A 26,819-nucleotide genomic window follows, 5' to 3' on the forward strand; every position below is an offset into this window, starting at 1 on the left:
ATGAAATTTATCCTTGACATTTCACTGTACTAAAGACATATAGAGCATCCCAATACTGACATTTTATAATTTTAACACAACAAAAAACGAGAGTCAATCAAAAACTTTCAGATTTGCATGAAAAATAATTCGCTTTCTTTCTATATTTCTGCTTTACTTCACGGCTCTGTAGATCCGATACCCCTTGTCTTTCGTCAGCTCTTCAACCTCATCGAATAAATCCTGGAGTTTGGCCTGGGCGGAGGGAGCTCCCTGTTTTTTTTGAATGACGATCCACAGTGTGCCACCCTTGTTCAGACAGGCATGTGCCGATTCGAAAATGCCATGGACCACTTGTTTGCCTGCCCGTATGGGCGGATTGGTCACGATCATGTCAAATTTCTGATCCTGAACAGCTGACAACTGGTCACTCTGGTGAATACGCACCTGATCCAGTCCATTTCGCGCTGCATTTGTGGCAGCCAACTGCAGGGCTCTCTCATTAATATCAATCATCGTCACCTGACATGTGGCATTTAGTTTCTGTGCAAACAAACCAATCGGGCCATATCCGCAGCCTACATCAAGCAATCTGGACTGATCTGGAATCTGCATCGTTTCAATTAAAAGCCTGCTCCCGAAATCAATCCCGCCTTTCGAAAAAACGCCCCGATCGGTCATGAAAGACATCCGTACCCCTCGAATTTCCTCTTCGATCCAGCGCGTTTGATGTTCCGTACTTGGCTTGGCTGTATAATAATGCTCCGACATAGACTCCTCCTGTTTGATTGCGGACTCAAGGATCGACACCATACGGCATTCTCATTCCCTGTTCATGACCCTTTGATTCATCCTCATTCGACATATCTTTTCCTGCCGATACCCGTATTCCTCATACACTCCATGGATTCATGTATGAAGACAATCCCCTTGAAGGGGTTTCAAGGGGATTGTTCAAGCATTCCTATTTCAATTCTACAGTTGCGCCAGCTTCTTCAAGCTTCGCTTTCGCAGCTTCTGCATCTTCTTTGGATACTTTTTCTTTGATTGGCTTCGGAGCTTCGTCAACCAAAGCTTTCGCTTCTTTCAGGCCAAGACCTGTGATTTCACGAACAACTTTGATTACGTTGATTTTGGATCCACCAGCGTTTGCCAATACAACGTCGAACTCAGTTTGTTCTTCAGCTGCCTCAGCACCACCAGCAGCGCCACCCATAACTGCTACTGGAGCAGCAGCCGTTACGCCGAATTCTTCTTCAATTGCTTTTACCAAGTCGTTCAGATCAAGAACGGTCATTCCTTTAATCGCTTCAATGATTTGTTCTTTGCTCATGGTAAACCTCCATATAATCTTAATTTTTTATTTTTGTCATACGATCGAATACTTAGTTCAAACCTAAACTTAAGCTTCTTGTGCTTCGCCGTCTTTTTCAGACACAGCTTTAACAGCCAATGCGAAGTTGCGTACAGGAGCTTGAAGCACGCTAAGCAACATAGAGAGAAGTCCTTCTCTGGATGGAAGTTCAGCAAGAGCTTTAATTTCATCCATGGAAACAACCTTACCTTCTACGACACCTGCTTTAATCTTCAAATGCTCGTTTTTCTTAGCAAACTGGTTCAAAATCTTCGCCGGAGCAACTGCATCATCATTGCTGAAAGCAATCGCAGTCGGGCCCGTCAAATGCTCATCCAGTTCAGTCAGTTCCGCACTTGCAGTTGCACGTCTAAGCAATGTGTTTTTAATAACGGAAAACTCTACACCTGCTTCACGCAGATTCTTACGAAGCTCTGTTACTTGCGCAACATTCAAGCCGCGGTAATCCGCAATGACGGTACATGCACTGTCACGAAATTTATCTGTCACTTCAGCAACCATTTGCTGTTTTTGTTCAAGAACTTTTGCGTTTGGCACCAATCACACCTCCTGAAAGTTAAGTGTGGGATATTTGGATAATATAAAAGCCTCCGCAGACATAACGGAGGCAGGATGTCATAAAGATGCATGAATGTTCATGTTCAATCTTCATCTATCGCAACACCTCGGTAGGAAATTAAGCCAATTGGCACCTACTGTCTACGGCAAGCATATTCAATTCCAAGATAACTTCCCAAAGCCACAACATAGATTATCACATCCAGTTAGATATGTCAACTATTTGCGACTGAAGCTTTATTATACGTCAACGCGAACGCTCGGACCCATTGTAGAAGAAACGGCTACATTTTTCATGTATGTTCCTTTTGCAGCTGCCGGTTTCGCTCTGTTGAGCGCATCTACTAAAGCAGACAGGTTTTCAGAGAGTTGTTCTGCAGAGAAAGACACTTTTCCAACTGGAGCGTGAATTTGTCCTGCTTTATCCAAACGGAACTCAATTTTACCTGCTTTGATTTCCTGTACAGCTTTTGTAACGTCAAACGTTACGGTACCTGCTTTCGGATTTGGCATGAGACCTTTACCACCAAGCAAACGTCCCAATTTACCAACTTCACTCATCATGTCAGGTGTTGCTACACAGACATCAAATTCGAACCAGCCTTGCTGAATTTTGTTGATCATATCCTGATCGCCTACATAATCAGCACCAGCGGCTTCTGCTTCTTTTGCTTTGTCTCCTTTTGCGAAGACTAGCACTTTTTTGGTTTTACCTGTTCCGTGCGGCAATACAACCACACCGCGAACAGCCTGATCCTGTTTCTTCGGATCTACGCCCAGACGAACTGCAGCTTCGACGGTTTCGTCAAACTTGGCAGTCGCTGCTTTTTTGACAAGTTCCATTGCTTCTTGCGCACTGTAAGAAGCTTCTTGATCAATCAGCTTGAGCGCTTCTTGATATTTCTTGCCTAGCTTAGCCATTTTTCTTCCTCCTTCGTGGTATTAACGGTTGAACCTCCCACATATACGCGCCGGAAATTAGTCTTCGATGACGATTCCCATGCTGCGAGCTGTACCTTCAACCATACGCATTGCAGCTTCAACGGATGCTGCGTTCAGGTCAGGCATTTTCGTTTCAGCGATCTCTTTAACCTTGTCACGCTTCACTTTAGCCACTTTTGTTTTGTTCGGTACACCAGAACCTTTTTCGATCCCCGCTGCCTTCAACAACAAGACTGCAGCTGGAGGAGTTTTGGTGATAAAGGTGAATGAGCGATCTTCGAATACGGAGATCTCTACTGGAATAATCAAGCCAGCTTGCTCTTGCGTACGTGCGTTGAACTCTTTACAGAATGCCATAATGTTCACACCCGCTTGACCTAGAGCCGGACCTACTGGAGGAGCTGGATTCGCTTTCCCTGCAGGAATTTGCAGTTTCACCATTTTGATTACCTTTTTAGCCATGCGACACACCTCCTTGCCATAGTGTGGTATTGTCGGGACTTGCCCTCCCACTTCAAAGCAACCCTTCCAGGCATGTTGTTACCTGAGCAATCGTACCCCAGGATCACTTCAAAATCCACTGAAAAAGATTGCCATAGAGAAATCACTGCGATCTCTTTACACTTTCTCTACTTGATTGTAGTCCAGTTCAAGAGGTGTTTCTCTACCAAACATGTTAACATGCACCTTGACTTTGCTTTTGTCGGCAATAATTTCTTCTACGGTACCAACAAAATTTGCGAAAGGACCTACTTTTACCTTCACTGTCTCTTTGAGTTCAAAGTCAATCTTCGGTTTTGGCTGCTCAATTCCCATATGCTTGAGAATCGACTCCACTTCCTCAGGCAGAAGTGGTGTAGGTTTCGATCCGGATCCTGTAGATCCTACGAACCCCGTTACACCCGGTGTATTGCGAACCACATACCAGGAATCGTCCGTCTGAACCATCTCTACGAGCACATAGCCAGGATAGACCTTGCGCATGACGGTCTTTTTCTTGCCATCCCGATTGACGATTTCCTCTTCCATCGGTACGAGCACGCGAAAAATCTTGTCTTGCATCCCCATAGAATCCAAACGTTTCTCCAGATTCGCCTTCACCTTATTTTCATACCCAGAGTAAGTATGAACCACATACCATCTTTTTTCCATACAAAAAGCCACCTTTGAAAACCACTTAGTCAAACACCAAGCGAATCAGTTCAGATAAACCTAGGTCAAGCACTGCAAAATAAACCCCGACAAAGATCACGGTTACCAGTACCACAATCGTATAGGAAACCAGTTCTTTGCGTTTGGGCCAACGCACCTTTTTTAGTTCAGACCAACTATCTGAAAAGAAAGAAAACGTCGATCCAAATCCTTGTTTTAATCTGGATAAGAACGCCATGACTACACCTCCCAGTGATTACCTGGTCTCACGATGAGTGGTATGTGCATTACAAAACTTGCAATGTTTCTTTAATTCCATACGGTCTGGGTGCGTCTTTTTGTTTTTGTTGGACGTGTAATTTCTTTGCTTGCATTCTGTACAAGCCAATGTTACCGTCACCCGCATGTGCATCCACCTCCTGCAACGACCTAAAGATAAAGAAGCTTCTTTATTTACAACAACAGTTCCTAATATTGCGCATATTTAGGGCTACCTAAAAAACTTTATCACATGGCGTATGGCGTGTCAAGAAAAAGCTTGACAAGGGAAACAAGAGCTTCTCCAAGCTCTTCCACTCTATTATCGACCACTTTCATGCCATGTAAACCTGTCTGTTTTTACAACTCTTCATAATGGCTTCGGACGCTTAGGAAGAGAACAGGTGTACGCACGGCATGCATAAGGACAATAACTGGCAGAATGATAGAGAACATAAAAAAAGACACCCCGTGTAACAAGGATGCCGCGCCGTCAATGGCTCGTATCTCTCAGTTCCAAATACCGTTCCAGCTTTCGCTTGACCCTCTGCAACGCATTGTCAATCGATTTGACATGTCGATCCAGATCCACTGCAATTTCCTGATAAGACCTGCCGTCCAGATAGAGCATAAGCACCTGTCGTTCCAGATCACTCAGCAGCTCGCCCATTTTGTCTTCCAGACCGCTGAATTCTTCCTTGTTGATCATCAGTTCTTCAGGATCTGACACCTTCGATCCACAGATCACGTCTAGCAAGGTGCGATCGGAATCCTCATCGTAAATCGGCTTGTCCAGTGAAACATAGGAGTTGAGCGGAATATGCTTTTGTCTGGTTGCGGTTTTGATCGCAGTAATGATCTGCCTGGTGATGCAAAGCTCTGCAAATGCTTTGAAAGAAGCGAGCTTGTCCCCTCGAAAATCACGAATGGACTTGTATAAGCCAATCATGCCTTCCTGAACAATATCTTCTCGATCTGCACCAATCAGAAAGTAGGAACGCGCCTTCGCTCGAACAAAGTTTCTATACTTGTGAATCAAGTATTCCAACGCATTACTATCGCCTTCTCGGACCGCATCGACGATTTGTTCATCTGTTTTGAGGTCATACTCGTGCATTATGAGTTCGTTGAGGTCAACACTCACGGATATCCCTCCGGCCTACAAGGCTGATAACCCTTGTCTTTCCTACAAAAGATAGGATAAGTATACCCGAATTCGCCACAAACCGTCAACCAATGTTTGAATGTTTTCAAAAGATTGGAAATCCATTCTGATTCTTGCTTCTACTTTCCTCGTCGCCACTTTTCGAGCATCATCTTGACATCCAGGTTGATCTTGTTTTCAAATGAATTCCATCTCTGTTTGTTGGATGCTTGCAGCTGGTTGCGCAGTTGCTTCTGGCTTTCCATGACCTCGACATGCAGCTCGCGGGCGGAAATGCGCAGCGCCCCTTTACCGAATATGACGTGCTGTTCCACAAAATCGGATGTGGCTACATAAATGCGAGTTCTTCTGCTCATCCATTCATAGACCAGCTTCTCGATACATTCATCTGCCGTCTCTTTTTCCTTTGTGTATCGCACATCTACCCGCAGCTGATTGTAACGCTTTCCAAGACCGGGCACCTGATGAGCGTCGAAAACGAGGATGACCTTCATCCCGCTATATCCCTGATAGTTGGCGAGCTGAGAGATCAGTTCATCCCTTGCATCCTCGAGATGATTCTCTGCGAGCTTTGCAAGGCTCGGCCAGGCCCCGATCATGTTGTAGCCATCTACGATTAGGATATCCTGAACCATGCCCACTAGCCTCTACCTGTTCTTTGTCTGACCACCTCATACATAAATAATCCGGCAGCCACCGAAGCATTCAAGGAGTTAATCTGACCGAACATCGGCAGCTTGGCCAGAAAATCGCATTTTTCGCGGATCAGCCGGTTCATACCCTTGTGCTCATTGCCAATAACAATGGCCAGCGGCATCTTCATATCAACCTCATACAGCTCTTGCTCAGCTGTGCCATCGGCTCCGACGATCCAGATTCCCGCTTCCTTCAGCTGCTCCATAGTCTGGGCCAGATTGGAGACTCTGGCCACCGGCACATATTCGACCGCTCCGACAGAGGTCTTGGCAACCGTGGCCGTCAACCCGACCGATCTTCGTTTGGGAATGATGATGCCATGCACCCCTGCACATTCAGCAGAACGGAGAATCGATCCGAGATTATGAGGGTCCTCCAACTCATTCAGCAGCAAGATGAACGGAGGTCGCCCGCTCTGTGCAGCGCGTTCCAGAATATCCTCTACTTCCACATAGGACGCAGCAGCCACCTGGGCAATTACACCCTGATGCTGAACACCTTCTGCCAGTTGATCGAGTTTTTTTCGATCGACTTTGCTGACAATGATTCCCGCTTCTTTGGCTGCCTGCAGAATCGGCTGGGCCTGATGCGGCTGGAGATGACTTGCCATCCAGATTTTATGAATTTCTCTGCCTGCCTTCAGCGCTTCCATGACGGCATGTTTTCCACCTAAATATTCAGACATGTCATTCCTCATCCTCTTCAATGATGTAGCGCATGATCTCTACGAGTCGATCATGTTCGTCGCTTAAATACAAGTGCCCGATCAACGCTTCCAATGCGGTGCTGTGCCGGTAATCCGAAACCGTGGCGCTTTTCGGAATCGTGCCGCTCTTGGCATTCCTGCCTCTTCGAACGACATCCTGCTCTGTCTCTGTCAAATGGGGCATCAGACGCGTCAAGGCTGCGGCCTGAGCTGTAGCGGATACATAGGATACCGCCTGTTTCTGCAAATGATGCGGCTTCAGATTCGGACGGGTAAGCAGGCAATGCCGGATAAACAGTTCATATACGCTATCCCCGATATATGCCAGTGCCAGTGGCGGAATCAGCTCCACTTTGCGATTCATTTCAAAAGTGGACCGGGAAGCTTTCAATATTTCCTTCATCTCTATTCACTTCCTCCGCCAGCGTGTCCCTTGCGGTGTATCTTCGAGCAGGATGCCCTGCTCCTGCAACAGATCGCGAATTTCATCTGAGCGTGCATAATTTTTGGCCTTTCTGGCCTCAATTCGTTCAGTCAGCAGCTGTTCAATCTGCTCATCCAGAAGAGCTTCTTCTTCCATCGGCAACAATCCCAAAACCTCATTCATGTCCTGGAAGGCCTGCTGCATGAACTGCAACGTCTGCAAACCCAATTGCTCGGGCTGCTGCAAGGCCTGATTGATTTCCTGCACTAGCTGGAACATCGCGGTGATGGCATCCGGCGTATTGAAATCATCTTTCATTTTCAGATCGAACTGATGCATGGCAGCTTCGATGGCCGGCTTGACTTGCTCCAGCCCCTCGTCACCCTGTTGTTCACAGTGATCGCAGGCATACTGCAGATTGGTCCAGCAGTTCTCCATGCGACTGACGCTCTGCTCCGCCTGCTGCAGGGCCTCTTCACTGTAGTTCAGAGGACTTCTGTAATGGGAAGAGAGCATGAAATAGCGGATAGCAGCTGGTTTCACTCTTTGCCGCAGTTCTACCACATTCACGCCATTGCCAAGTGATTTGGACATTTTTTCATGATTAAAATGAATGTACCCATTATGCATCCAGTAACGGGCAAAAGGCTGATCATGAAGCGCTTCTGACTGGGCAATTTCGCACTCATGGTGGGGAAATGTCAGGTCCTGACCTCCCCCGTGGATGTCCATCGTTTCTCCTAGGTGGGCTTTTGCCATCGCCGAACATTCAATATGCCATCCGGGACGACCGGCTCCCCACGGACTCTCCCAGGAAATTTCGTTTTCCTTCGCTTGCTTCCACAGCACAAAATCCTGGGGATTTTCTTTGCGCTGATCCACTTCGATTCGGATGCCATGCTGCAGCTCTTCTATTTTTTGATGAGAGAGCTTGCCGTATTCCTCGAAGCGTTCCGTTCGGAAGAAGACATCGCCCCCGTTCTCATAGGCGTAGCCTTCTTGCTCGAGCTGCGCGATAAAAGCGATGATCTGTTCCATATGATCAGTCACCGTCGGATGTACGGTCGCTCTTCTGACTCCCAATGCATCCAAATCCTCAAAGAACGCTTCCGCGTAAGTACGGGAGAGCTCCTTGACACTGGACTGCTGTTCCTGGGCTTTGCGAATGAGCTTGTCATCCACGTCCGTCACATTTTGAACATAGGCCACTTCATAGCCGATGCGCTCCAGATATTTTCTCACGACATCAAAAAAGATGACCGGTCTGGCATTGCCAATATGAATATGGTCATAGACGGTAGGGCCACAGACATACATCTTTACCTTTCCCTCTTCCAGCGGGATAAAGACCTCTTTTTGTCGAGACATCGTATTGTAAATGGATAGAGTCATACTATTTTCTTGCCTCCAATTGTTTGTTGCGTGATATTTCTTCCTTCAGACGATCAATTTCACTCTGCAAATGACTGCACAGTTCAATGACCGGGTCCGGCACATTGCCATGATCCAGCTTGCCGATGCGAACCCCGTCCCGCTTCACGACCCTGCCTGGAATGCCCACGACCGTACAGTTAGGCGGAACTTCTTGCAGGACTACCGAGTTGGCGCCGATGCGTGAATAGTCTCCTACGGTGAAGGAGCCGAGCACCTTGGCACCTGAGCTAATGACGACATTGTTGCCGATCGTTGGGTGACGCTTCCCCTTTTCCTTCCCGGTTCCACCCAGGGTGACCCCCTGATAGATCACCACGTCATCGCCAATCTCACACGTTTCTCCGATCACAACTCCCATTCCGTGATCGATAAAGAAGCGCTGGCCGATTTGTGCCCCAGGATGGATTTCGATCCCCGTGAAGAAACGACTCACCTGCGAAATGAATCGGGCGACCATCGGCAACCTTTTCTTGTAAAACCAGTGAGCAAAACGGTGAGCCCATAGCGCGTGCAATCCTGAATACGTGAAAATGACTTCGAAGGTATTTCTCGCAGCGGGATCATTTTCAAAAATTGTTCGCACGTCCGAGCGCAATGTGCTAAACATGATTTTCCCCCTTCCCTCTTAAATGGTTGCAGGCATGGTGACCGCCTATGGATGCACATTCCTCATTGGTGTCTAAATCAAAAAACGCCTCCGCAGCCGAAGCTGCAGAGACGTTCTAAACGCGGTTCCACCCTGCTTGATACCGAAAGTTCCGACAGATCCTCCGTTATCCTCTTTCGTTCCTTAACGCGGAATCCTCGATAGAATCTCCTGACAAGCCCGCATCCCAATCCCGGTGTCAGTACCCTTCTACAGCTCCCAGGCGCACTTCCGCTTAAGTCGAATAGATAACTCTCAGCTTCAGCTCTCGCTATGAACCTCAGTGGGTTCCTTCGATCGAGCTGACATTATCTTCTCTGAAATTCGAAACTTAAACATACTTTCCTGTTCCCAGCTTTTATGGATGTCGATTTTTGATTGAAGTCGTTCACAGAAGTAGTTTGATTATGTTTGATCTTATCATAATGTTGGATCGTTTGACAACTGAGCGGAGATGCGCTTGATCACGGTCTTCTGCCCGAGCAGAGACAAGGTCTGGTTCAGGTCTCTTCCGTGTGTCTGTCCCGTTGCAGCTGCACGGATGGTCATGAATAACGGCTTGCCTTTATACCCCGTTTCCTTTTGAACCGCCTTGCACATCGCTTTGATATCTTCTGCACTGAAGGCTTCCGCTTCCTCGATTTGTTTCAAGAAACTATTCAGCACGACAGGCGCATGTTCCTGCTCCAGCATTTCCTGGGCTTCTGTTTCCATCTGAAGCTGATCCATAAAAAACAGTCGAGCCAATTCCACAATATCTGCTGCACAGGTCATCTGTTCCTGATATAACGCTACCAGTTGCTCGGTCCATTGATACGTCGCGTCATCGATCTGATCAAACAAATAGCCCGCCTGCTGCATGTGCGGAATGCATAATTCAGTCAACCGTGCTAGATCGGCCTGCTTGATATACGTGTTGCTCATCCAGCCCAGCTTGTCCCGGTCAAAGACGGCCGGACTCTTGGATAATCGACTCGCATCGAAAATCTCAATCAGTTGCTCTTTCGTGAAGAGTTCTTCCTCCCCTTCCGGAGACCATCCGAGCAACACAATGAAATTAAACAAGGTTTCAGGCAGATAGCCAAGATCGGCATACTGTTCAATGAACTGAATGATCGATTCGTCCCGCTTGCTGAGTTTCTTTTTGTTTTCGTTAACGATCAGGGTCATATGCCCGAACTGCGGTGCTTGCCAATCCAGTGCTTCATAAATCATCAGCTGTCTCGGGGTATTGGTAATGTGGTCATCCCCGCGCAAGACGTGTGAGATTTTCATGGTATAATCATCAATCACCACGGCAAAGTTGTAGGTCGGAATGCCATCTTTTTTAATGATGACAAAATCACCGAAGTCTTCACTGCTGAAGCTGACCTCTCCCTTGACGATATCCTGAAATGTATACGTCTGGTTGTCCGGCACGCGAAAGCGAATGCTCGGCACACGTCCTTCAGACTCGAACTGCTGTTGCTCTTCAGCGGAAAGATGGCGATGCTTGCCGGAATACTTCGGATTGTCTCCGCGTGCAATCTGTTCTTCTCGCTCCGCTTCCAGTTCTTCTTCTGTACAATAGCACTTGTACGCCAAGCCCTTTTCCATCAGTTTCTCTACATAGGTCTGGTAAATATCCAGGCGCTCGGTTTGACGATAGGGACCATATTCGCCTCCCACATCTACCGACTCATCCCATTCAATGCCCAGCCACTTCATATACGTAAGCTGATTTTCGACACCGCCTTCTACATTCCGCTTCAGGTCGGTATCCTCAATCCGAACGATAAACTTGCCGCCCTGGCTCTTGGCAAATAAATAGTTAAACAGAGCGGTTCTGGCGTTACCAATATGCAAATGTCCGGTAGGACTTGGTGCGTAACGAACGCGTACTTCTTGGATCATGCTTGTGAACTCCTCTCTCATATCCATTAGAATTAGTTGAATTTATCTGGCATCCTTCATCAGACAGACTACGGATTGGGCTGCAATGCCTTCTCCCCTGCCCGTAAAGCCAAGCTGCTCGGTTGTGGTGGCTTTCACATTAATTTGATCAGGACTGGCATCCAGTGTATGGGCAATCACCTTCACCATCTCCGGGATATAGGCAGCCATCTTCGGCTTTTGAGCAATGATGGTGGCATCGATATTCCCCAGACGATAACCCGCCTCCCCCGCAAACCTCCATACTTCCTCCAGCAGCTTTACACTGTCAGCATCCTTGAAAGCGGGGTCAGTATCTGGAAAATGCGTGCCAATATCCCCTCTTCCCAATGCACCGAGGATGGCATCTGTGATCGCATGCAGCAGTACGTCTGCATCGGAATGGCCGAGCAATCCTTTCTCATATGGAATCTGCACGCCACCAATGATGCAGGGCCTACCCTCGACCAGCTGATGCACATCAAATCCTTGTCCCACTCGTATCATTCATTTTCTCCCCTTGTTCGCTTCAAATTGGCTTTTCGCCTATTTGATATCATCTCGTTCTGCCTGTTCTGTCGCTCGTTCTGCTGCCAATTCGTCGCAAATCTGTGTAGCTACGGACAGATCCTCCGGCGTGGTGATCTTGATATTCCGATAATCCCCCATGACCACTTTGACCGGTTCATCCATTCGCTCCAGGAGCGAAGCATCATCTGTTCCTGTAAATCCGTCTTTTCTAGCCGCTTCATGGGCGGCGAGCAAATGAGAAGCACGAAAAGCCTGTGGCGTTTGCACCGCCCACAAGCTTTGCCGTTCCGGGGTTTCCACAATGACCTGATCCGCCCCGACCTTTTTAATCGTATCCTTGACCGGTACTGCCGGAACCGCTGCACCATACTGTCTGGCAGCTTCCAGACAATCGTTTATACCGGAAGAGGTGATGAACGGGCGCACTCCGTCATGAACCAGCACCCACTCGATGTCCGCCGGCAGCTGGGTGAGTCCCAGATAGACGGACTCCTGACGCTCGCGACCTCCGGCTAGAACTTGCTCCACCTTGTGCAGTTGTCCGGTGTGAACCCAGCCCTTCACCCGCTCCACATCTGAAGCGCCCACCACGACCGTCATATGATCGATATAGCGGGAACGTTGGAAGGCCTCCAATGTGTGAAGAAGGATCGGCTTGTCCTTTATATTCAAATATTGCTTGTGCTCTGCTGACTTCATACGAGAGCCTTTGCCTGCAGCTACAATGACAACCCCTACTCGACTCATGCCTATCGACTCCATTATACGATCTATTACCTCATAGAAAGTATACTGGTTTTACAACGCTTTTTCCAATAATTTCGGCTTGGCAAAGATCATTCTTCCTGCAGACGTTTGCAACACACTGGTGACTAGTACCTCGATCATCGAACCGATATATTCGCGCCCGCCTTCTACAACAATCATCGTCCCGTCATCGAGATAGGCCACACCTTGTCCATGTTCCTTGCCGTCCTTGATTACCTGTACCAGGATTTCTTCACCGGGAAGCACAACCGGCTTCACGCCATTCGCCAAATCATTAATATTCAATACCGGTACACCCTGCAATTCACAGACTTTATTCAGATTGTAATCATTGGTCACCACTTTGCCTTCCAATACCTTGGCGAGTTTGACCAGCTTGCTGTCTACCTCGGAAATTTCCTCGAAATCCCCTTCATAGATCAATACTTTGACATCAAGCTCCTTCTGAATCTTGTTGAGAATGTCCAGCCCTCTTCGACCCCGGTTACGTTTAAGCAAATCAGAAGAATCAGCAATATGCTGCAATTCCTCCAATACAAACTCCGGTATAACCAGCGTGCCTTCTACAAACCCCGTTTTACAAATATCTGCGATCCGTCCATCAATAATAACGGACGTATCCAGAATTTTATGTTCATGTCTCGGAATCTCGTCCCCCTGATCGGAGGGTCGATGATTTTTGTATGACATCACTTGAAAAAACTCCTGCAGCTCCTGCTGCTTGAGCGTGCCCATCCGATAGCCAAGCAACCCGAGCAGCAGGGTTACACCCGCCGGAATCCAGGCAGCCGCCCCTTGTAATTTTGCAAGAGCCGGATAAATAAGAGCCGCAATGATTAACCCCATCACAAGTCCGACCAAGCCGGACGCAAATTCATGGGTGGACATCTCTGACAATTTCGTCTCGCTCCATGTCAACAAGACTCGCACACATTTATGCAGTCCAAGCACACAAATCCATACCCCGATCGCTCCGCCCAGCATCATCACGAATCGATGTGTATCTTCCAACCAACCTACCGGATGAGAATAGTAGTAATTTCCGAGAAAAGCACCTGCCAGCAACGACAATATCTGTAGTCTTGCTCTCAACCACATCCGTGATCACCTCCAACATTTGTGTAATGATTTCTTTAACAGTATGAACCAAACTGCGCGTGAATAATCTTCCCCCTTCCTGTTTTTGTGTAATTTTTCTTTGAACTCCCCTCCCTTTTTGCTCTATAATAAGAACAAAGCTTTTACCGATGAAAGGTGCAAGATAGCCACACTGTTTCATCTACGGCTTTGCTTGAAACGACAGAAGGAGAATAATTGTCTCTGGAGTCAATATGTACCATTTATGGTCACGCCAAGGCCATCTTGATCAAGATGGAGAAGTATAAAATCTGAAAGAGGTGATTTGATTGAGCGCTAACCAATTAAATGAATTCCAAGATCTCGTATCCAATTTATTGCTCCGTCACCGAAGTCTGCTGGATGTTCTGTCCAAATTCGATCAATCCAATGCTTCGGTTCATCGTTCTGTCGTGAAAGCCGTTACGGAATGCGGATGTATTGAAATCCATGCTCACAAGCAGGAGATTACATCTGAAATGAGCATGGAGGAAGCACAAGAAGCGATCAAATCCCACGTGAAAGGCAATCTGTGCGAAAGCTGCCTGGAAGCCGTAAGCGGCCAGCTAGGTCGAAACATGTTCTATGTGTCTGCCCTGTGCAACCTGCTTGATTTGAAGCTGGAGCACATCGTGGAAGAAGAAGCCAAACGCTGCTCGACGCTGGGGTTGTTCAACCTGTCTTAGGTTACGAGCCCGCAAAGCGTTAGCGAAGGTATGTAGACATAAAAAAGCATTTATTTCCCGGATTCTGTCTGGAAAATAAATGCTTTTTATTTTTCCTTATGTGATGTTCATGATGGGAGAAACGTTCGTCACGATCCATTTTTTCATCTGCTTTCTTGTACTTGCTCTTCCGGCAGAGGCTTTTTCTTGCGTCGACGAACGATAAAACGGATGATTCTAACGTTTTTTTTTAAGCCATACAACGCATATATCACTAAGGGAACCATGATGATTTTGGAGATCTGTCCCGGAAACAGTACGGCCAGCCCTACCGCCACTGCGACGATGATGGGTGTCACCCAGATGGCCGCTTTCGGAATGCCTACTTTTTTGAAGTTGGGGTACTTGACGTTGCTGATCATCAGTACGGATAACAGCACCGTACTCGACAGCAATATCAGTGACGACAGCTCGTCATGGAACAGGGCCAGCGTACTGAGGACGCCACCAGCTGCCGGGATGGGAAGCCCGATGAAGTATCCCGGGGTTCCGGCGTTCACATTGAATCGAGCCAGTCGCAAAGCACCGCAAATCGGAAAGAGAGCGGTTACGGTCCAGGCGAGCGGTTCATTGATGCCTTGAAAAGCGACGACATACATAATGAATGCCGGGGCCACGCCAAATGATATCACGTCCGACAATGAATCCAGTTCCTTGCCAAATTCACTCTGAACATTTAATGCCCGGGCTACACTGCCATCCAGTCCATCGGTCAGCATCGCTACAATGACCATGATTGCCGCGAGTTCCGGTTTTTCGTTAAATACAAATATAATGGCCAAAATGCCGAGAAATAAGTTGGTGATGGTAAATAGACTCGGTAACGATTTTGTAAACATGATTGTCCACCTCTAGACTACTGTACCCGATTTACCAGCATGGTATCCACTTCCAATTATGGTGTAATATCGGATGTAGTTCATTGTTTGATTGTATGCAATTTAGATATGTCTGTCAATGAAGACTTGCTCCTGAATCCGTTTCAAACCTTCCTTGATTGCTCTCGCTCTGACTTCTCCAATGCCGTCTACCTCGTCCAGTTCCTCAATCGTCGCCATCATGACGTGCGGCAAGTATTCAAACCGCTCAACCAGGTTGTTAATAATGATAGAGGGCAGTCGCGGTATTTTATGAAGCATGCGATAACCCCTTGGTGAAATGGACTCTTCCATCGCTGTATTCGTGTTCGGATAGCCCAGAATGCGCACAACATGATGAGGGTCCAGCAATTCATCATTGCTCAATCGCTTGAGCTGGTTACGCAATTCGGCGATTTTAGTATCGTCGGTATCCTTGGCATAGTCTTTCATCAGGTAGTGGCCTTCTGCGTCAATCCGTGCGGTCAGCTCTTCCATCTGCATACTAATCAAGCGACCTTCTGTTCCAAGCTCATTAATGTAGTTTTTAATTTCCGACTTAATGCGAAGCACCATTTCCACACGCTGAATGACATTCAAAACTTCGTGCAAGGTTACAAGCTCCTCAAACTCTGTCGCACCCAGATTGGTAAAGGCCTGATCCAATACCACCTTATATTTCTCCAGTGTCTGAATGGCCTGATTGGCTTTGGTGAGGATAACCCCGATATCCTTTAGCGAATAACGCAAGCTGCCCTGGTAGAGCGTAATGACATTGCGTCGCTGGGAGATCGATACGACAAGTTTGCCGGTCTGTTTGGCTACCCGCTCCGCCGTTCGATGACGGATGCCGGTCTCGGTCGATGGAATGGACGAATCCGGTATGAGCTGTGTATTGGCATACAAGATCCGTTTCAAATCTTCACTCAGGATAATGGCTCCATCCATCTTGGCCAGTTCATACAAGTAGTTGGGGGAGAAATCACAATTGATGGAGAACCCTCCATCCACAATTTCCATGACTTCCGGACTGTATCCGACGACCAGCAGGGCTCCTGTCTTGGCACGAAGAACATTCTCAAGTCCATCCCGAAAAGCTGTACCTGGCGCAACGAGCTGCAGCAGCTTGCTCATAACATCCTGTGTTGTATCTTCTTTCATCTATTCGCCACCCCCATCTTTCTTCCATGTTCTTCGAGCTAATCAAATGCTGTCTGCAGCGCGTCGGAGACAGTCTGAACACCTATAATCTCGATTCCGACCGGAGGTGTCCAGCCCTTCAGGCTGTTTTCCGGTAATATCACGCGTTTAAAACCAAGCTTCATGGCTTCATTTACCCGCTGCTCCACACGTGAAACAGCCCGTACTTCACCCGTTAGTCCGATCTCACCAAATACGACATCAAATGGTTTGGTAGGCCGGTCTCTGAGGCTGGATGCCAAACTTACAGCAACCGCCAAATCCGCGGCCGGTTCGTCAATTTTAATGCCGCCTGCCACATTAATATACGCATCGTGGTGCTGTAAATGCATGCCGTTTCTTTTTTCCAGCACCGCAATAATGAGCGACAGCCGGTTATGGTCAAACCCGGTTGCCGTTCTGCGGGGAGAAGGGAAATTGGTTGGAGAGACGAGCGTCTGAATCTCAACCAGGACCGGTCGCGTGCCTTCCATACTAGCCAGCACAGCTGAACCCGATGCGCCCATCGGTCGTTCGGAGAGAAACAACTCGGAAGGGTTGCTCACTTCTGTCAGACCACTTTCCCGCATTTCAAAGATACCCATTTCATTCGTGGAGCCAAAACGGTTCTTCACCGCTCTCAGCACCCGATACGTATGATGCCGCTCCCCTTCAAAATAGAGGACGCAATCCACCATATGCTCCAGCATGCGGGGACCGGCTATCGTCCCTTCCTTTGTGACGTGCCCCACTACAAAAGTAGCGACCCCACGCAGCTTCGCGATGCGCATCAGGATGCCCGTACATTCCCTCACCTGTGAGACACTTCCAGGAGCCGAGGTGACAGATGGATCGAAGACTGTTTGAATGGAGTCAATAATCAGACAGTTAGGCTCCACTTCATCAATCGCTTCCTGAATGGCTTCCATATTGGTCTCGCACAGCACATACAAGCTTTCTGACAGGGCACCGAGCCGGTCGGCCCGGAGCTTCGTTTGCTTGATGGACTCCTCACCGGATACGTATAGCACCTTCAGTTTCTGACTGGATAGTGCATCCGAAATTTGCAGGAGCAAGGTTGATTTGCCGATGCCGGGATCTCCCCCTACCAGAACCAGCGAGCCTGGCACAATCCCTCCTCCCACGACCCGGTTAAATTCGGGATATGGGGTAGATATGCGGGGTTCATTGGCTGTATCGACCTTTACGATCGAGGTCGCCTTTTCTTTTTTTGCCAGCAGTGGAGAGGTGCTGCCTCCACGATGTTTATACACATGCTCTGTCTCTTCCACCATCGTATTCCATGCGTTGCACCCTGGACATTTCCCCATCCATTTGGGTGATTCATAACCGCATGACTGACAGGCAAATTTGGTTTTTGCTTTTGCCATTTCGTTTCCTTTCCGAAAAAGGGTTCCATTCAAAGTTTACCATTTTATTGATTAAGTGAAAACCCTATACGGCTAGCAACCTTCTTTCTCTACTATCTACGGATAATCTACGGGTATTCACTGACACTTATCCACATCCATGCACACGCATCGAAGCTTACTCTGGCAAATGACTGGATTTTTCTGCACACAAAAAACCGACGCAGTCAGCTTGATTTCGCTTTCTGCATCGGTCAGGTTCATTGCGTTCGCTTCATTCGCTTCATTTCATTCGCTGCAGTTCATTCTGTTACGGTTTGCTCTGCAGCAGCAGCTTTTTTTTCTACGATCAGGTCGTTGTCTTTCAAACCAATGGAGAGCGAATCTCCTTTGGAAATGTTTCCTCTTAGCAATTCCTCAGACAGACGATCCTCGATGTGCTTCTGAATGGCCCTGCGAAGTGGTCGCGCCCCGTAGGAAGGATCAAATCCTTCTTTCGCCAGGAACTGCTTCGCTTCCTCCGTCAATTCAAAGTCCACATCTTGATCTCTCAGACGCTTGCGCAGCTCATCGACCATCAGACCTACAATTTCACCAATATGTGATTTCTCCAGAGAGTGGAATACGATGATTTCATCAATCCGGTTCAGGAATTCAGGACGGAAGCTCTTTTTCAGCTCATCCATCACTTTTCCTTTCATATTGTTGTAGTCTCTGCCGGCATCATCCATGGCGGTGAAGCCCAGGGTCGAATTCTTCTTGATCATGTCTGCTCCCACATTGGACGTCATAATAATGAGCGTATTGCGGAAATCGACCAGTCGTCCTTTGGAATCGGTCAGTCTTCCATCTTCCAGCACCTGTAGTAGAATATTGAACACTTCCGGATGTGCTTTTTCGATTTCATCCAGCAGGACAACGGAATACGGCTTGCGTCTGACTTTCTCGGTCAGCTGACCGCCTTCATCGTATCCGACATAGCCCGGAGGCGCTCCAACCAGACGGGAGGTGGAATGCTTCTCCATATACTCGGACATATCAATCCGAATGACGGCATTCTCATCCCCGAACATCGCTTCGGCCAATGCACGTGCCAATTCTGTTTTCCCGACCCCGGTCGGACCGAGGAAGACGAAGGAGCCAATAGGACGTTTCGGATCTTTCAGTCCAGCTCTGGCTCTGCGAATCGCACGGCTGACGGACTTGACCGCTTCCTCCTGTCCAATAACCCGGTTATGCAAGATATCTTCCATTTTCAATAGACGTTCTGTTTCTTCTTCGGCCAGCTTCTTCACCGGAATACCGGTCCAGTTGCCCACGATATCGGCGATATCATCAGGGGTGACTTCAGAGTCGGTACGACCCTGCTTTTCTTTCCACTCGTTCTTGGTCCGTTCCAGCTCTTCCTTGATTTTTTGTTCGGTATCACGTAGGGCAGCCGCTTTTTCAAATTCCTGGCTTTGCACAGCGGCATCCTTTTCCTTGCGCACATCCTCCAGTCGGCTTTCCAGCTGCTTGAGATTAGGCGGTACGGTGTAAGAGCGAAGCCTTACCTTGGAAGCGGCCTCGTCAATCAGGTCAATCGCTTTGTCCGGCAAGAACCGGTCTGTAATATATCGATCCGACAATCTGACAGCTTCCTCAATGGCTTCATCTGTAATTTTCACCCGATGATGCGCTTCATAACGATCCCGCAAGCCAAACAGAATCTGAACGGCTTCCGACGTGGTAGGCTGATCTACCGTAATCGGCTGGAATCTGCGCTCAAGCGCGGCATCTTTTTCAATATATTTGCGGTATTCATCCAGCGTGGTAGCACCAATACATTGCAGCTCTCCTCTGGCCAGGGAAGGCTTGAGAATGTTAGAAGCGTCAATCGCACCTTCTGCTCCACCTGCTCCGATCAAGGTATGAAGCTCATCGATAAACAGAACAATATTGCCCGCTTGTCGAATCTCATCCATGATCTTTTTAAGACGATCTTCGAACTCACCACGGTATTTGGTTCCTGCTACGACAGAGCCCATATCCAGCGTCATGACGCGCTTATCTCGCAACGTTTCCGGAATCTCATTATTGACGATCCGCTGGGCGAGTCCCTCTGCGATGGCCGTTTTACCTACCCCCGGCTCCCCGATAAGGACCGGATTGTTTTTCGTACGGCGGCTTAGCACCTGAATGACGCGTTCGATTTCTTTGCTGCGTCCGATGACTGGGTCCAGATTGCCTTCTTTGGCGATCGCAGTCAGGTCACGCGCCAGGCCATCGAGTGTTGGGGTACTGACATTGCTGGACGTATGCTGATTGGAAGACACGGATTCATTACTTCCGAGCAACTGTAGCACTTGCTGTCTGGCTTTATTCAGACTGACATCCAGGTTGTTGAGCACACGAGCTGCAACCCCTTCACCTTCACGAATAAGACCTAACAAAATATGTTCTGTGCCCACATAGGTGTGACCAATCTTACGCGCCTCATCCATCGATAACTCAATTACTTTTTTGGCACGCGGCGTGTACGCGATATTGGTCGGCTTATCCTGACCACGTCCAATCAGGTTCTCTACCTCATCTTGAATTTTCTCCAGATTAAGGCCGAGTGCTTGCAGCGCTTTGGCTGCGATACCTTCACCCTCACGAATGAGGCCCAGTAAAATATGCTCGGTTCCGATGTTGTTATGACCTAAACGAACTGCTTCTTCCTGTGCCAATGCCAGAACTTTCTGTGCGCGTTCTGTAAATCTACCAAACATCATATGCTTACACCTCCATAATAAAATTCATGTTGTCATATCCGGGATATGCCTGTTGCCCTGTCGTCGTCAATGGGTGGACAAGTTGTTTCATCCAGGGGTAGATCCAATTCTTTCACGAATCATCTGTGCGCGTCTCATATCCCGCTCTTCAGGGCTTAGCTGGGTGCCCGAATATTGCTGCAGGAATCCCGGCTGGGTCATGACCATCAGCTCATTGTAGCTGCATGCAGCCACTCCTTGAATCAATGCCAGATCGATGCCGAGCCGAAGATCGGACAGACGCTGAGACGCTTCCTTGGAATCGATAATGTGGGCATGAGCCAGAATGCCGTAAGAGCGCTGAACCCGATCCATGATTCGATTTTTCGATTCCGACATCAGTTTCGTGCGTGCGGCTCGTTCATGTTCAATAATTTGTTTGACGACACTATGCAGATTATCCATAATTTCTTCTTCAGACTGCCCTAATGTAATTTGATTCGACACTTGGAACAGATTTCCTAGCGCCTCTGTCCCTTCGCCATAAATTCCTCTGACCGCAAGTCCGACCTGATTGACCGCACTCAGGATGCGATTGATCTGCTGAGTGAGGACCAGTGCCGGCAAGTGGAGCATGACGGAGGCTCGAAGTCCTGTGCCTACATTGGTCGGACAACTGGTCAGGAAGCCTCTCTGCTCATCAAATGCATAGTTCATCTGTGCTTCAAACAGATCATCCATTTGATTGGCCAGCGCCCACGCTTCCTTGATTTGCAGACCGGGATACAGGCATTGAATGCGCAAATGATCTTCTTCGTTTACCATAATACTAATCGCTTCATTGTCACTGAGAATGACTGCCCCATTTCGAGAGTCATTCGCCAGATTGGGACTGATCAGATGTTTTTCAACGAAAACTCTGCGCTGCAGGTCATTCATTTCGGATAACGGCAACCACTCAAATGAAGCCACTTCCTGAAATTCCTCATCATCCGCCACTTTTTTTGCCAGATTCATGACTTCTTCAGATTGATGGTTGGTGGCCAGCATAGGGAAGGGATAGGACTGCACATTCCGTGCCAGCCTGATTCGACTGCTGATCACGATGTCCGATTCAGGACCTCCGCCTTTCATCCATTCACTTAATGCCTGATCCATAAAACGTTCAAGTGACACCTCGTCTCCTCCTTTACATCCCGGATATTTTCCGTTCCAGCTCTCGAATCTGATCTCTCAGCTCGGCGGCCTGCTCGAACTCTTCTTGTTCGATTTTCTGATGCAGCCGTTCCTTCAACTGATCAATTTCGCGTCGGTACTTTATTTTCCCGCCTGACCTGGCCGGAACTTTTCCAGCGTGAGTGGTGGTGCCGTGAACCCTCCGGAAAACGGGATCGAGACGAGCAGCAAAATATTTATAGCAGTCGCTGCAGCCAAACCGTCCTATTTTTCCAAACTGACTGTATGTGAGGCCACAGGTTTCGCATCGCAGTGGCTGCTCTGTTTTGGAGAAGGCGGAGTTGGATGGTTCAAAATCAAGCAAACCGGACAATAAATTATGAATGGAAAACCCATTCGGTGCGCCCGGTATTTTGTCTCCCCGTTCCCTGGCACATACTTCACAGAGATGATACTCCGTTTTTTCTCCATTTATAATTTTCGTAAAATGCAATGATGCAGGACGGCTTCCACATTCCTGACAGACCATGGATGCTGACCTCCTTTGTTTCTAGTGTATTCCACTCGACATTCTCTTAGCCTTCCGGCATCAGATAAAGGATCTTCTAAGCGTCTATCACTTAAGTATCGTCTCCATGATGAGCGAAAGCTCTTCACCCAATCTGTGACCTTAATCTGTTCCTTGCGATTTGTCACTTACGATCTGTCCACCTACGTCTTCGTCAATAAGGCGATGAGCATCGCTTTAAGCAGTTTCGCCCGAATTTCATCACGCAGTGGGAGCTTGAGCACCAGTACTTCCCGGGATATAGCCGCCTTTAACAAGTGGGCTTCCCGTTTCGTCAGAATATCGCCATCCTCAAGCTGATAGATCAGCCCCTCAGCGGTACTCTGATCAATTCTGGGGCCGATGGTTTGAATCAGGAAGTCATCCAGCTTCGCATGCTGCGGCAAACAAACTTTTTGAATGCGAATGTATCCGCCTCCTCCACGCTTGCTTTCCACAAGATACCCTTTTTCCAAGGTAAATCGTGTGCTGATCACATAGTTAATTTGTGAAGGGACACATTGAAATTGATCAGCTAGCTCATTGCGCTGGATCTCGATCATCTGATTCGAACTGTCCTGCAATATTTTTTTCAAATGCCGCTCAATCAAATCCGAAATGTTTCGCACCCTCACTCCTCCTTACCATGCAATATTCTTGATGAATCAGCATTTTACCGACTGTTTTTTGACTTTGACTTTCTTTGACTTTAATTATAGCGAATTTTTTTTCCCGATGCAAGTATGCCCTTCTGCTTGCCTGCATGTTGGCCTTTCGATATACATTGTTGCCTGTTCAGATGATTTTATCCGCCGTGAAAGCCGATGATCCCCGAGAATGGAAAAACCCAGACAGCTCGAGTGGCTGCCTGGGTTCTGCGTTTTCGTGAATGTCATTCGTGTGTGTTATTGCGTATCTCATTAGTAGGCGTAATGCAGTACAGGTTTTCCGTTTTCCAGAAACACGTCAAGATTCGGAAGGATCGTTTCCAAAATCTCTGCATGCACATAGGTCTCCCCGTTTTTCGTAATAAAATGTCCCTTTTGCTGATCGATGGTTTTTGACGTATTCCCATGCACGATGGTTCTCTTCGTATCCGTGCTCGTATGTTGGAACGAGACCGGAGCGAGGGTGCTCAAGAGACTCGTTTCCACGTACAGCTTGTCCTTAAAAACAGTGACGGCTGATTCATGCAGCACCTTCAGTCCATTCACGATCACGTAATCTGAGTAATCTTCCAGTGTGATGGTTTGGGTTCCCAGTGTATGCAGTCCTTTAACCAGTTGCGCCAATTCGTCCTCTTCATAAATATCCGGAACGAGGCCGACACCCTCAATGTCATGCTTGTTCGGTGTCAGATAAGCATCGGTCGTAAAGATCAGCATTCCCTCATTAGAAAGCTGGAAAACATGCTGCATTCTGGCCTTGCCATACGTAGGCGTCCCGATAATTTGGGCTTTGCCATGATCCTGGAGCGCACCGGCCAATATTTCGGATGCACTCGCGGAGAAGTCATTGACCAGCACCACAATCGGGATATCCAGTTCTGTCCCTCCCAAGATGACATGCGGTCTGGTGTAGCCGGTCCGATCCGTCGTATGCATTAGCAACGTACGATCCCATAGCTGCTTGGCTATCTCATCCAGGACGTGAATGTAGCCGCCCTGATTATATCGCAGATCCAGTACGAGTTTTTCCATGCCCTGCTCCTTCAGCAGAGTGAGATGATCCTTGAACATGTCACCCGATTGATCCATGAATTCCAGCAATTGAATGTAGCCGATTTGTTCATCCAGCATTTGCGAATACAGATAACGCTGCTCGATGGTATCGCGTATCACTCTGAGCGTTTTCAAATTGCCTTGACGCTTGACTTGAACGATGGCCGTAGTTCCTTTTTCCCCTGCAAACAAATAAGCCATGGCATATATATCAGCTGTATCGACGGGATCACCATCTACAGTCAAGATCACATCGCCTTCTTTTAACCCTGCTTTCTCTGCTGGCGAGCCTTCATATATATGAATGATTTTAACTGTTTTAGCTGCTCGATCTACCTTGACCTCAATCCCGATATCCACAAAAGCCTCTTCGGTGATATACGCATATTCCTCTTTTGTGAAATAGTTACTATATGGATCAGGCAATGTGTTGGCAATGCCCTTCAGCAGGAAATCCTCCATATACTCTTCATTCATCGGGTAGATGTAATACTGCTCAATCAATTCCATCGCTTCTTCTGCAACAGGATATTTGGCACTACTGGCTTCCTCGGCGGTTACGGAAGGACTGTTCACCATCAGCAATGTGAAGATTAAAATAATAATGAAAGATGGCTTGTATATGTTTTGGGTACATTTCATCATGTTCTGTTATTCGCTCCTTTGTATGATTACTCGTTTTCCAGAGGGCCGTATTCAACCATCATTTCATCAAATATTTTCCATTCTCCTGTTTCGGTCATCTTGTAGAAGTAGTACGTGACCACATAATGATCTGTAAATTCAGGTCCTGCTTTTTTCTGGCTGGTTGTCATCTCAAAAACAATCGCATTTTGGCTCTCTGCCTGATAATCGACAAGGATCACGTTTTCTGAATCATATTGGATATCATACGTGTCAAAGAACGCTTTCGTCTCCAGTTCCAGCAGCTCTCGATCCAACATCGTATCAGGATGATAAGCTTGCATATACGAATAGATATTTTCTGTCTTTATCGCGGATTGCAGTTTACTGTGGTTACTGTAAATGGCATTCTTAACCTGGGCCGGTACATGATCTGCTTCTACCAGATCCTCTTCAAACTGCAGGAATTCCGAGTTCAAATCATGAAAGTCGCTAATGAGCCATTGCTCTTTCTCTGTATCAAACTGAAGGGAATAGGCTGTTTCTTCCCAGTAATCAACAAAAAAAGAATCCTCTTTGCCTTGATATGTACTCTTTACATAGACCGTCGCTTCTCCCTGATACATATGCAGAAGGTCTATTTCTTCGATCTCAACCGCTACATTGAAATACAACATCTTATATCCTTCAAAGACAAAATATTGATCCATGATACTCTCTTCGATGAAAAGCGAACGGAGACCCGCTATGTCCTTTTCGTTTATTAGGCTGATATAGGAGCGCATCAGCTCATTGATTTCCTCAGGATCATGAGAAGTACCGCTTGTGATTATGACAGTTTTGGTTCCACTATCCCACGAAACATGGTAACCAAGCAAAGTGAGTGATTCTTTAATGGGTATGTAACTGAGATTGTTGTGCATAATCGGACTTTGCAATAGCATAACGGCCTTATCATTCAATTTGGCCTCTTTTTTGCCTATCGCTACAGACAAGACTTGCTTGTCTTTGGTGATATGTATGGTCTTGGTCGCTGCATCATATCGGGTATCTGCCCCAATAAAATCGGCAAACCACCTTGTCGGAGCCATGGAAGTTTGAGAGGAGGTAATGTGAATTTTATTTGCATCCACTTCCTGTCCATCGATGGTAATTCGAACTTGAGGGGCGTTCTGTTTTGAGGCGGATGCATAGGCAGGCACCACGTGCATGCATACAACTACAAGTAATAAGATGATAAGTGCTTTTCTAGAGGTCATATATTCTCTCCTTTTTTTGACGGGTTGATCATTTTGATCAACGGAATTTGTCCATACTGATCTATCATACATGATCAGGCCTGTCAGAATCCTGAGAATTTTGTCGAATAATCATGGGTTTAAGATTATTTTTCAACGATTTGGAGCGGGAACGCAGGAATCGATTATGCCTCAGGCTCTTTTCTTGGGCTCCGACCCTTTCCCACACCCTCTTCTTGTGCTCCGACCCTACCCCACGCCCTCTTCTTGTACTTCGTACAAATGTCGGGCTTTGGGATAGGGTCTCCGCTGGATGGGGGAGGATTGAGGGGCAGGACCTCCGCTGGAGAGAAAGGTTGATGTGTATAAAAAGAGATCGTTCATGATGAACGTTCTCTTTCTGCTTTGGCTTGGCAACGGACATTCCGCACCGCGCATGACTCCTTTGAATCCGTAACAAGGTCGGCATCGGTTCCTTCCTTTTGTACCGCTTCTTACTTCTCTGATTGTGCTTCGACCCTTTCCCACACCCTCTTCTTGTGCTTTGCACAAATGTCGGGCTTTGGGATAGGGTCTCCGCTGGAGGGGAGGAGATTACAAAAAAGAGAACGTTCATGATGAACGTTCTCTTTCTTCTTTGGCTTGGCAACGGACATTCCGCACCGCGCATGACTCCTTTGAATCCGTAACAAGGTCGGCATCGGTTCCTTCCTTATGTACCGCTTCTTACTTCTCTGGTTCTGCTTCGATACACAGGAACCGCATACTCTCCCGGGGAGAGTTGGAACTCGCAAAAAAAGAGACCATCCTGTTGGATCGGTCTCTTTCTGCTTTGGCTTGGCAACGTCCTACTCTCCCAAGACCCTTCGGTCCAAGTACCATCGGCGCTGGAGGGCTTAACGGTCGTGTTCGGTATGGGTACGCGTGGTACCCCTCCGCCATTGTCACCAAACCTATTTCATTAGAAGTCGCGGTGCAGCTTGCAC

General features: G+C 47.6%; 28 protein-coding genes, 1 rRNA gene and 1 other annotated feature. Of the genes, 1 reads left to right on the forward strand and 28 read right to left on the reverse strand.

All coding sequences use genetic code 11. The features are described 5' to 3' along the window. Window positions 1-153: 153 nt before the first annotated feature. The 18 genes from ACFSUC_RS12980 to ACFSUC_RS13065 all read right to left on the reverse strand — a co-directional run bounded on the left by ACFSUC_RS12980 (window position 154) and on the right by ACFSUC_RS13065 (window position 13,643). Window positions 154-750, reverse strand: a complete 597-nt coding sequence (locus ACFSUC_RS12980; protein ID WP_379930046.1) for a class I SAM-dependent methyltransferase — start codon at window positions 748-750, stop codon at window positions 154-156. Window positions 751-943: 193 nt separating this feature from the next. Then, window positions 944-1,312, reverse strand: a complete 369-nt coding sequence (rplL, locus tag ACFSUC_RS12985) for a 50S ribosomal protein L7/L12 (protein ID WP_379930047.1) — start codon at window positions 1,310-1,312, stop codon at window positions 944-946. A 69-nt stretch (window positions 1,313-1,381) separates the two neighbouring features. Next, window positions 1,382-1,891 carry a 50S ribosomal protein L10 gene (gene rplJ, locus ACFSUC_RS12990; RefSeq protein ID WP_379930048.1) on the reverse strand — a complete coding sequence of 170 codons (510 nt, stop codon included), beginning with the start codon at window positions 1,889-1,891 and terminating at the stop codon, window positions 1,382-1,384. 34 nt (window positions 1,892-1,925) lie between these two features. Further along, window positions 1,926-2,077: a sequence feature (ribosomal protein L10 leader region), on the reverse strand. Window positions 2,078-2,152: 75 nt separating this feature from the next. After that, window positions 2,153-2,833, reverse strand: coding sequence for a 50S ribosomal protein L1 (rplA, locus tag ACFSUC_RS12995; RefSeq protein ID WP_379930049.1), 681 nt, complete (start codon window positions 2,831-2,833; stop codon window positions 2,153-2,155). A gap of 57 nt (window positions 2,834-2,890) precedes the next feature. Beyond that, the gene (gene rplK / locus ACFSUC_RS13000) at window positions 2,891-3,316 is read right to left on the reverse strand and encodes a 50S ribosomal protein L11 (protein WP_379930050.1); all 426 of its coding nucleotides are present in this window, start codon (window positions 3,314-3,316) and stop codon (window positions 2,891-2,893) included. A 156-nt stretch (window positions 3,317-3,472) separates the two neighbouring features. Further along, window positions 3,473-4,006, reverse strand: a complete 534-nt coding sequence (gene nusG / locus ACFSUC_RS13005; protein WP_379930051.1) for a transcription termination/antitermination protein NusG — start codon at window positions 4,004-4,006, stop codon at window positions 3,473-3,475. A gap of 25 nt (window positions 4,007-4,031) precedes the next feature. Next, a complete protein-coding gene (secE, locus tag ACFSUC_RS13010; RefSeq protein ID WP_379930052.1) occupies window positions 4,032-4,244 on the reverse strand; it encodes a preprotein translocase subunit SecE in 213 nt (70 codons plus the stop codon). Between the two features lie 18 nt (window positions 4,245-4,262). Further along, entirely contained in the window at window positions 4,263-4,412 is a 150-nt protein-coding gene (gene rpmG / locus ACFSUC_RS13015) for a 50S ribosomal protein L33 (protein ID WP_379930053.1), read from the reverse strand. Window positions 4,413-4,757: 345 nt separating this feature from the next. Further along, a complete protein-coding gene (gene sigH / locus ACFSUC_RS13020) occupies window positions 4,758-5,408 on the reverse strand; it encodes an RNA polymerase sporulation sigma factor SigH (RefSeq protein ID WP_379930054.1) in 651 nt (216 codons plus the stop codon). Window positions 5,409-5,548: 140 nt separating this feature from the next. Beyond that, window positions 5,549-6,064 carry an NYN domain-containing protein gene (locus tag ACFSUC_RS13025; protein WP_379930055.1) on the reverse strand — a complete coding sequence of 172 codons (516 nt, stop codon included), beginning with the start codon at window positions 6,062-6,064 and terminating at the stop codon, window positions 5,549-5,551. A gap of 5 nt (window positions 6,065-6,069) precedes the next feature. Next, window positions 6,070-6,810 (reverse strand): 23S rRNA (guanosine(2251)-2'-O)-methyltransferase RlmB, encoded by a 741-nt coding sequence (gene rlmB, locus ACFSUC_RS13030; protein ID WP_379930056.1) that lies wholly within the window; start codon window positions 6,808-6,810, stop codon window positions 6,070-6,072. Window position 6,811: 1 nt separating this feature from the next. After that, window positions 6,812-7,234, reverse strand: coding sequence for a Mini-ribonuclease 3 (locus tag ACFSUC_RS13035; RefSeq protein ID WP_379930057.1), 423 nt, complete (start codon window positions 7,232-7,234; stop codon window positions 6,812-6,814). 6 nt (window positions 7,235-7,240) lie between these two features. After that, on the reverse strand, window positions 7,241-8,647 hold the full coding sequence (cysS, locus tag ACFSUC_RS13040; RefSeq protein ID WP_379930058.1) for a cysteine--tRNA ligase: 1,407 nt from the start codon (window positions 8,645-8,647) through the stop codon (window positions 7,241-7,243). A 1-nt stretch (window position 8,648) separates the two neighbouring features. Continuing rightward, a complete protein-coding gene (gene cysE / locus ACFSUC_RS13045; RefSeq protein ID WP_379930059.1) occupies window positions 8,649-9,296 on the reverse strand; it encodes a serine O-acetyltransferase in 648 nt (215 codons plus the stop codon). A 459-nt stretch (window positions 9,297-9,755) separates the two neighbouring features. Further along, window positions 9,756-11,228 (reverse strand): glutamate--tRNA ligase, encoded by a 1,473-nt coding sequence (gltX, locus tag ACFSUC_RS13050; protein WP_379930060.1) that lies wholly within the window; start codon window positions 11,226-11,228, stop codon window positions 9,756-9,758. A 42-nt stretch (window positions 11,229-11,270) separates the two neighbouring features. After that, the gene (gene ispF, locus ACFSUC_RS13055; protein ID WP_379930061.1) at window positions 11,271-11,753 is read right to left on the reverse strand and encodes a 2-C-methyl-D-erythritol 2,4-cyclodiphosphate synthase; all 483 of its coding nucleotides are present in this window, start codon (window positions 11,751-11,753) and stop codon (window positions 11,271-11,273) included. A 39-nt stretch (window positions 11,754-11,792) separates the two neighbouring features. Beyond that, window positions 11,793-12,524, reverse strand: coding sequence for a 2-C-methyl-D-erythritol 4-phosphate cytidylyltransferase (gene ispD, locus ACFSUC_RS13060; protein ID WP_379930062.1), 732 nt, complete (start codon window positions 12,522-12,524; stop codon window positions 11,793-11,795). Window positions 12,525-12,575: 51 nt separating this feature from the next. Further along, window positions 12,576-13,643, reverse strand: a complete 1,068-nt coding sequence (locus ACFSUC_RS13065) for a PIN/TRAM domain-containing protein (RefSeq protein ID WP_379930063.1) — start codon at window positions 13,641-13,643, stop codon at window positions 12,576-12,578. Between the two features lie 308 nt (window positions 13,644-13,951). Here ACFSUC_RS13065 and ACFSUC_RS13070 point away from each other — a divergent pair, with 308 nt between their 5' ends. Then, the gene (locus tag ACFSUC_RS13070) at window positions 13,952-14,347 is read left to right on the forward strand and encodes a DUF1573 domain-containing protein (RefSeq protein WP_379930064.1); all 396 of its coding nucleotides are present in this window, start codon (window positions 13,952-13,954) and stop codon (window positions 14,345-14,347) included. Window positions 14,348-14,490: 143 nt separating this feature from the next. Here ACFSUC_RS13070 and pssA read toward each other — a convergent pair whose 3' ends face one another. The 10 genes from pssA to rrf form a co-directional block, all read right to left on the reverse strand. Next, window positions 14,491-15,225: a CDP-diacylglycerol--serine O-phosphatidyltransferase gene (gene pssA, locus ACFSUC_RS13075; protein WP_379930065.1), complete on the reverse strand. Its 735-nt coding sequence runs from the start codon at window positions 15,223-15,225 to the stop codon at window positions 14,491-14,493. A gap of 102 nt (window positions 15,226-15,327) precedes the next feature. Beyond that, window positions 15,328-16,404: a DNA integrity scanning diadenylate cyclase DisA gene (gene disA / locus ACFSUC_RS13080; protein WP_379930066.1), complete on the reverse strand. Its 1,077-nt coding sequence runs from the start codon at window positions 16,402-16,404 to the stop codon at window positions 15,328-15,330. A 38-nt stretch (window positions 16,405-16,442) separates the two neighbouring features. Next, complete coding sequence (radA, locus tag ACFSUC_RS13085; RefSeq protein WP_379930067.1) at window positions 16,443-17,813, reverse strand: DNA repair protein RadA; 1,371 nt, start codon at window positions 17,811-17,813, stop codon at window positions 16,443-16,445. Window positions 17,814-18,094: 281 nt separating this feature from the next. Beyond that, window positions 18,095-20,548, reverse strand: coding sequence for an ATP-dependent protease ATP-binding subunit ClpC (gene clpC / locus ACFSUC_RS13090; RefSeq protein ID WP_379930068.1), 2,454 nt, complete (start codon window positions 20,546-20,548; stop codon window positions 18,095-18,097). Between the two features lie 87 nt (window positions 20,549-20,635). Next, window positions 20,636-21,685: a protein arginine kinase gene (locus ACFSUC_RS13095; RefSeq protein WP_379930073.1), complete on the reverse strand. Its 1,050-nt coding sequence runs from the start codon at window positions 21,683-21,685 to the stop codon at window positions 20,636-20,638. A 31-nt stretch (window positions 21,686-21,716) separates the two neighbouring features. Further along, window positions 21,717-22,232: a UvrB/UvrC motif-containing protein gene (locus ACFSUC_RS13100; RefSeq protein ID WP_379930069.1), complete on the reverse strand. Its 516-nt coding sequence runs from the start codon at window positions 22,230-22,232 to the stop codon at window positions 21,717-21,719. A gap of 182 nt (window positions 22,233-22,414) precedes the next feature. Next, entirely contained in the window at window positions 22,415-22,879 is a 465-nt protein-coding gene (locus ACFSUC_RS13105; protein WP_379930070.1) for a CtsR family transcriptional regulator, read from the reverse strand. Window positions 22,880-23,170: 291 nt separating this feature from the next. After that, window positions 23,171-24,616 (reverse strand): S41 family peptidase, encoded by a 1,446-nt coding sequence (locus tag ACFSUC_RS13110; protein WP_379930071.1) that lies wholly within the window; start codon window positions 24,614-24,616, stop codon window positions 23,171-23,173. Between the two features lie 26 nt (window positions 24,617-24,642). Next, window positions 24,643-25,854, reverse strand: coding sequence for a copper amine oxidase N-terminal domain-containing protein (locus ACFSUC_RS13115; protein WP_379930072.1), 1,212 nt, complete (start codon window positions 25,852-25,854; stop codon window positions 24,643-24,645). An 814-nt stretch (window positions 25,855-26,668) separates the two neighbouring features. Continuing rightward, window positions 26,669-26,785, reverse strand: a 5S ribosomal RNA gene (gene rrf, locus ACFSUC_RS13120). Window positions 26,786-26,819 lie beyond the last annotated feature (34 nt).

It is taken from the genome of Marinicrinis sediminis (assembly GCF_042685085.1).
GTDB lineage: Bacteria > Bacillota > Bacilli > Paenibacillales > KCTC-33676 > Marinicrinis > Marinicrinis sediminis.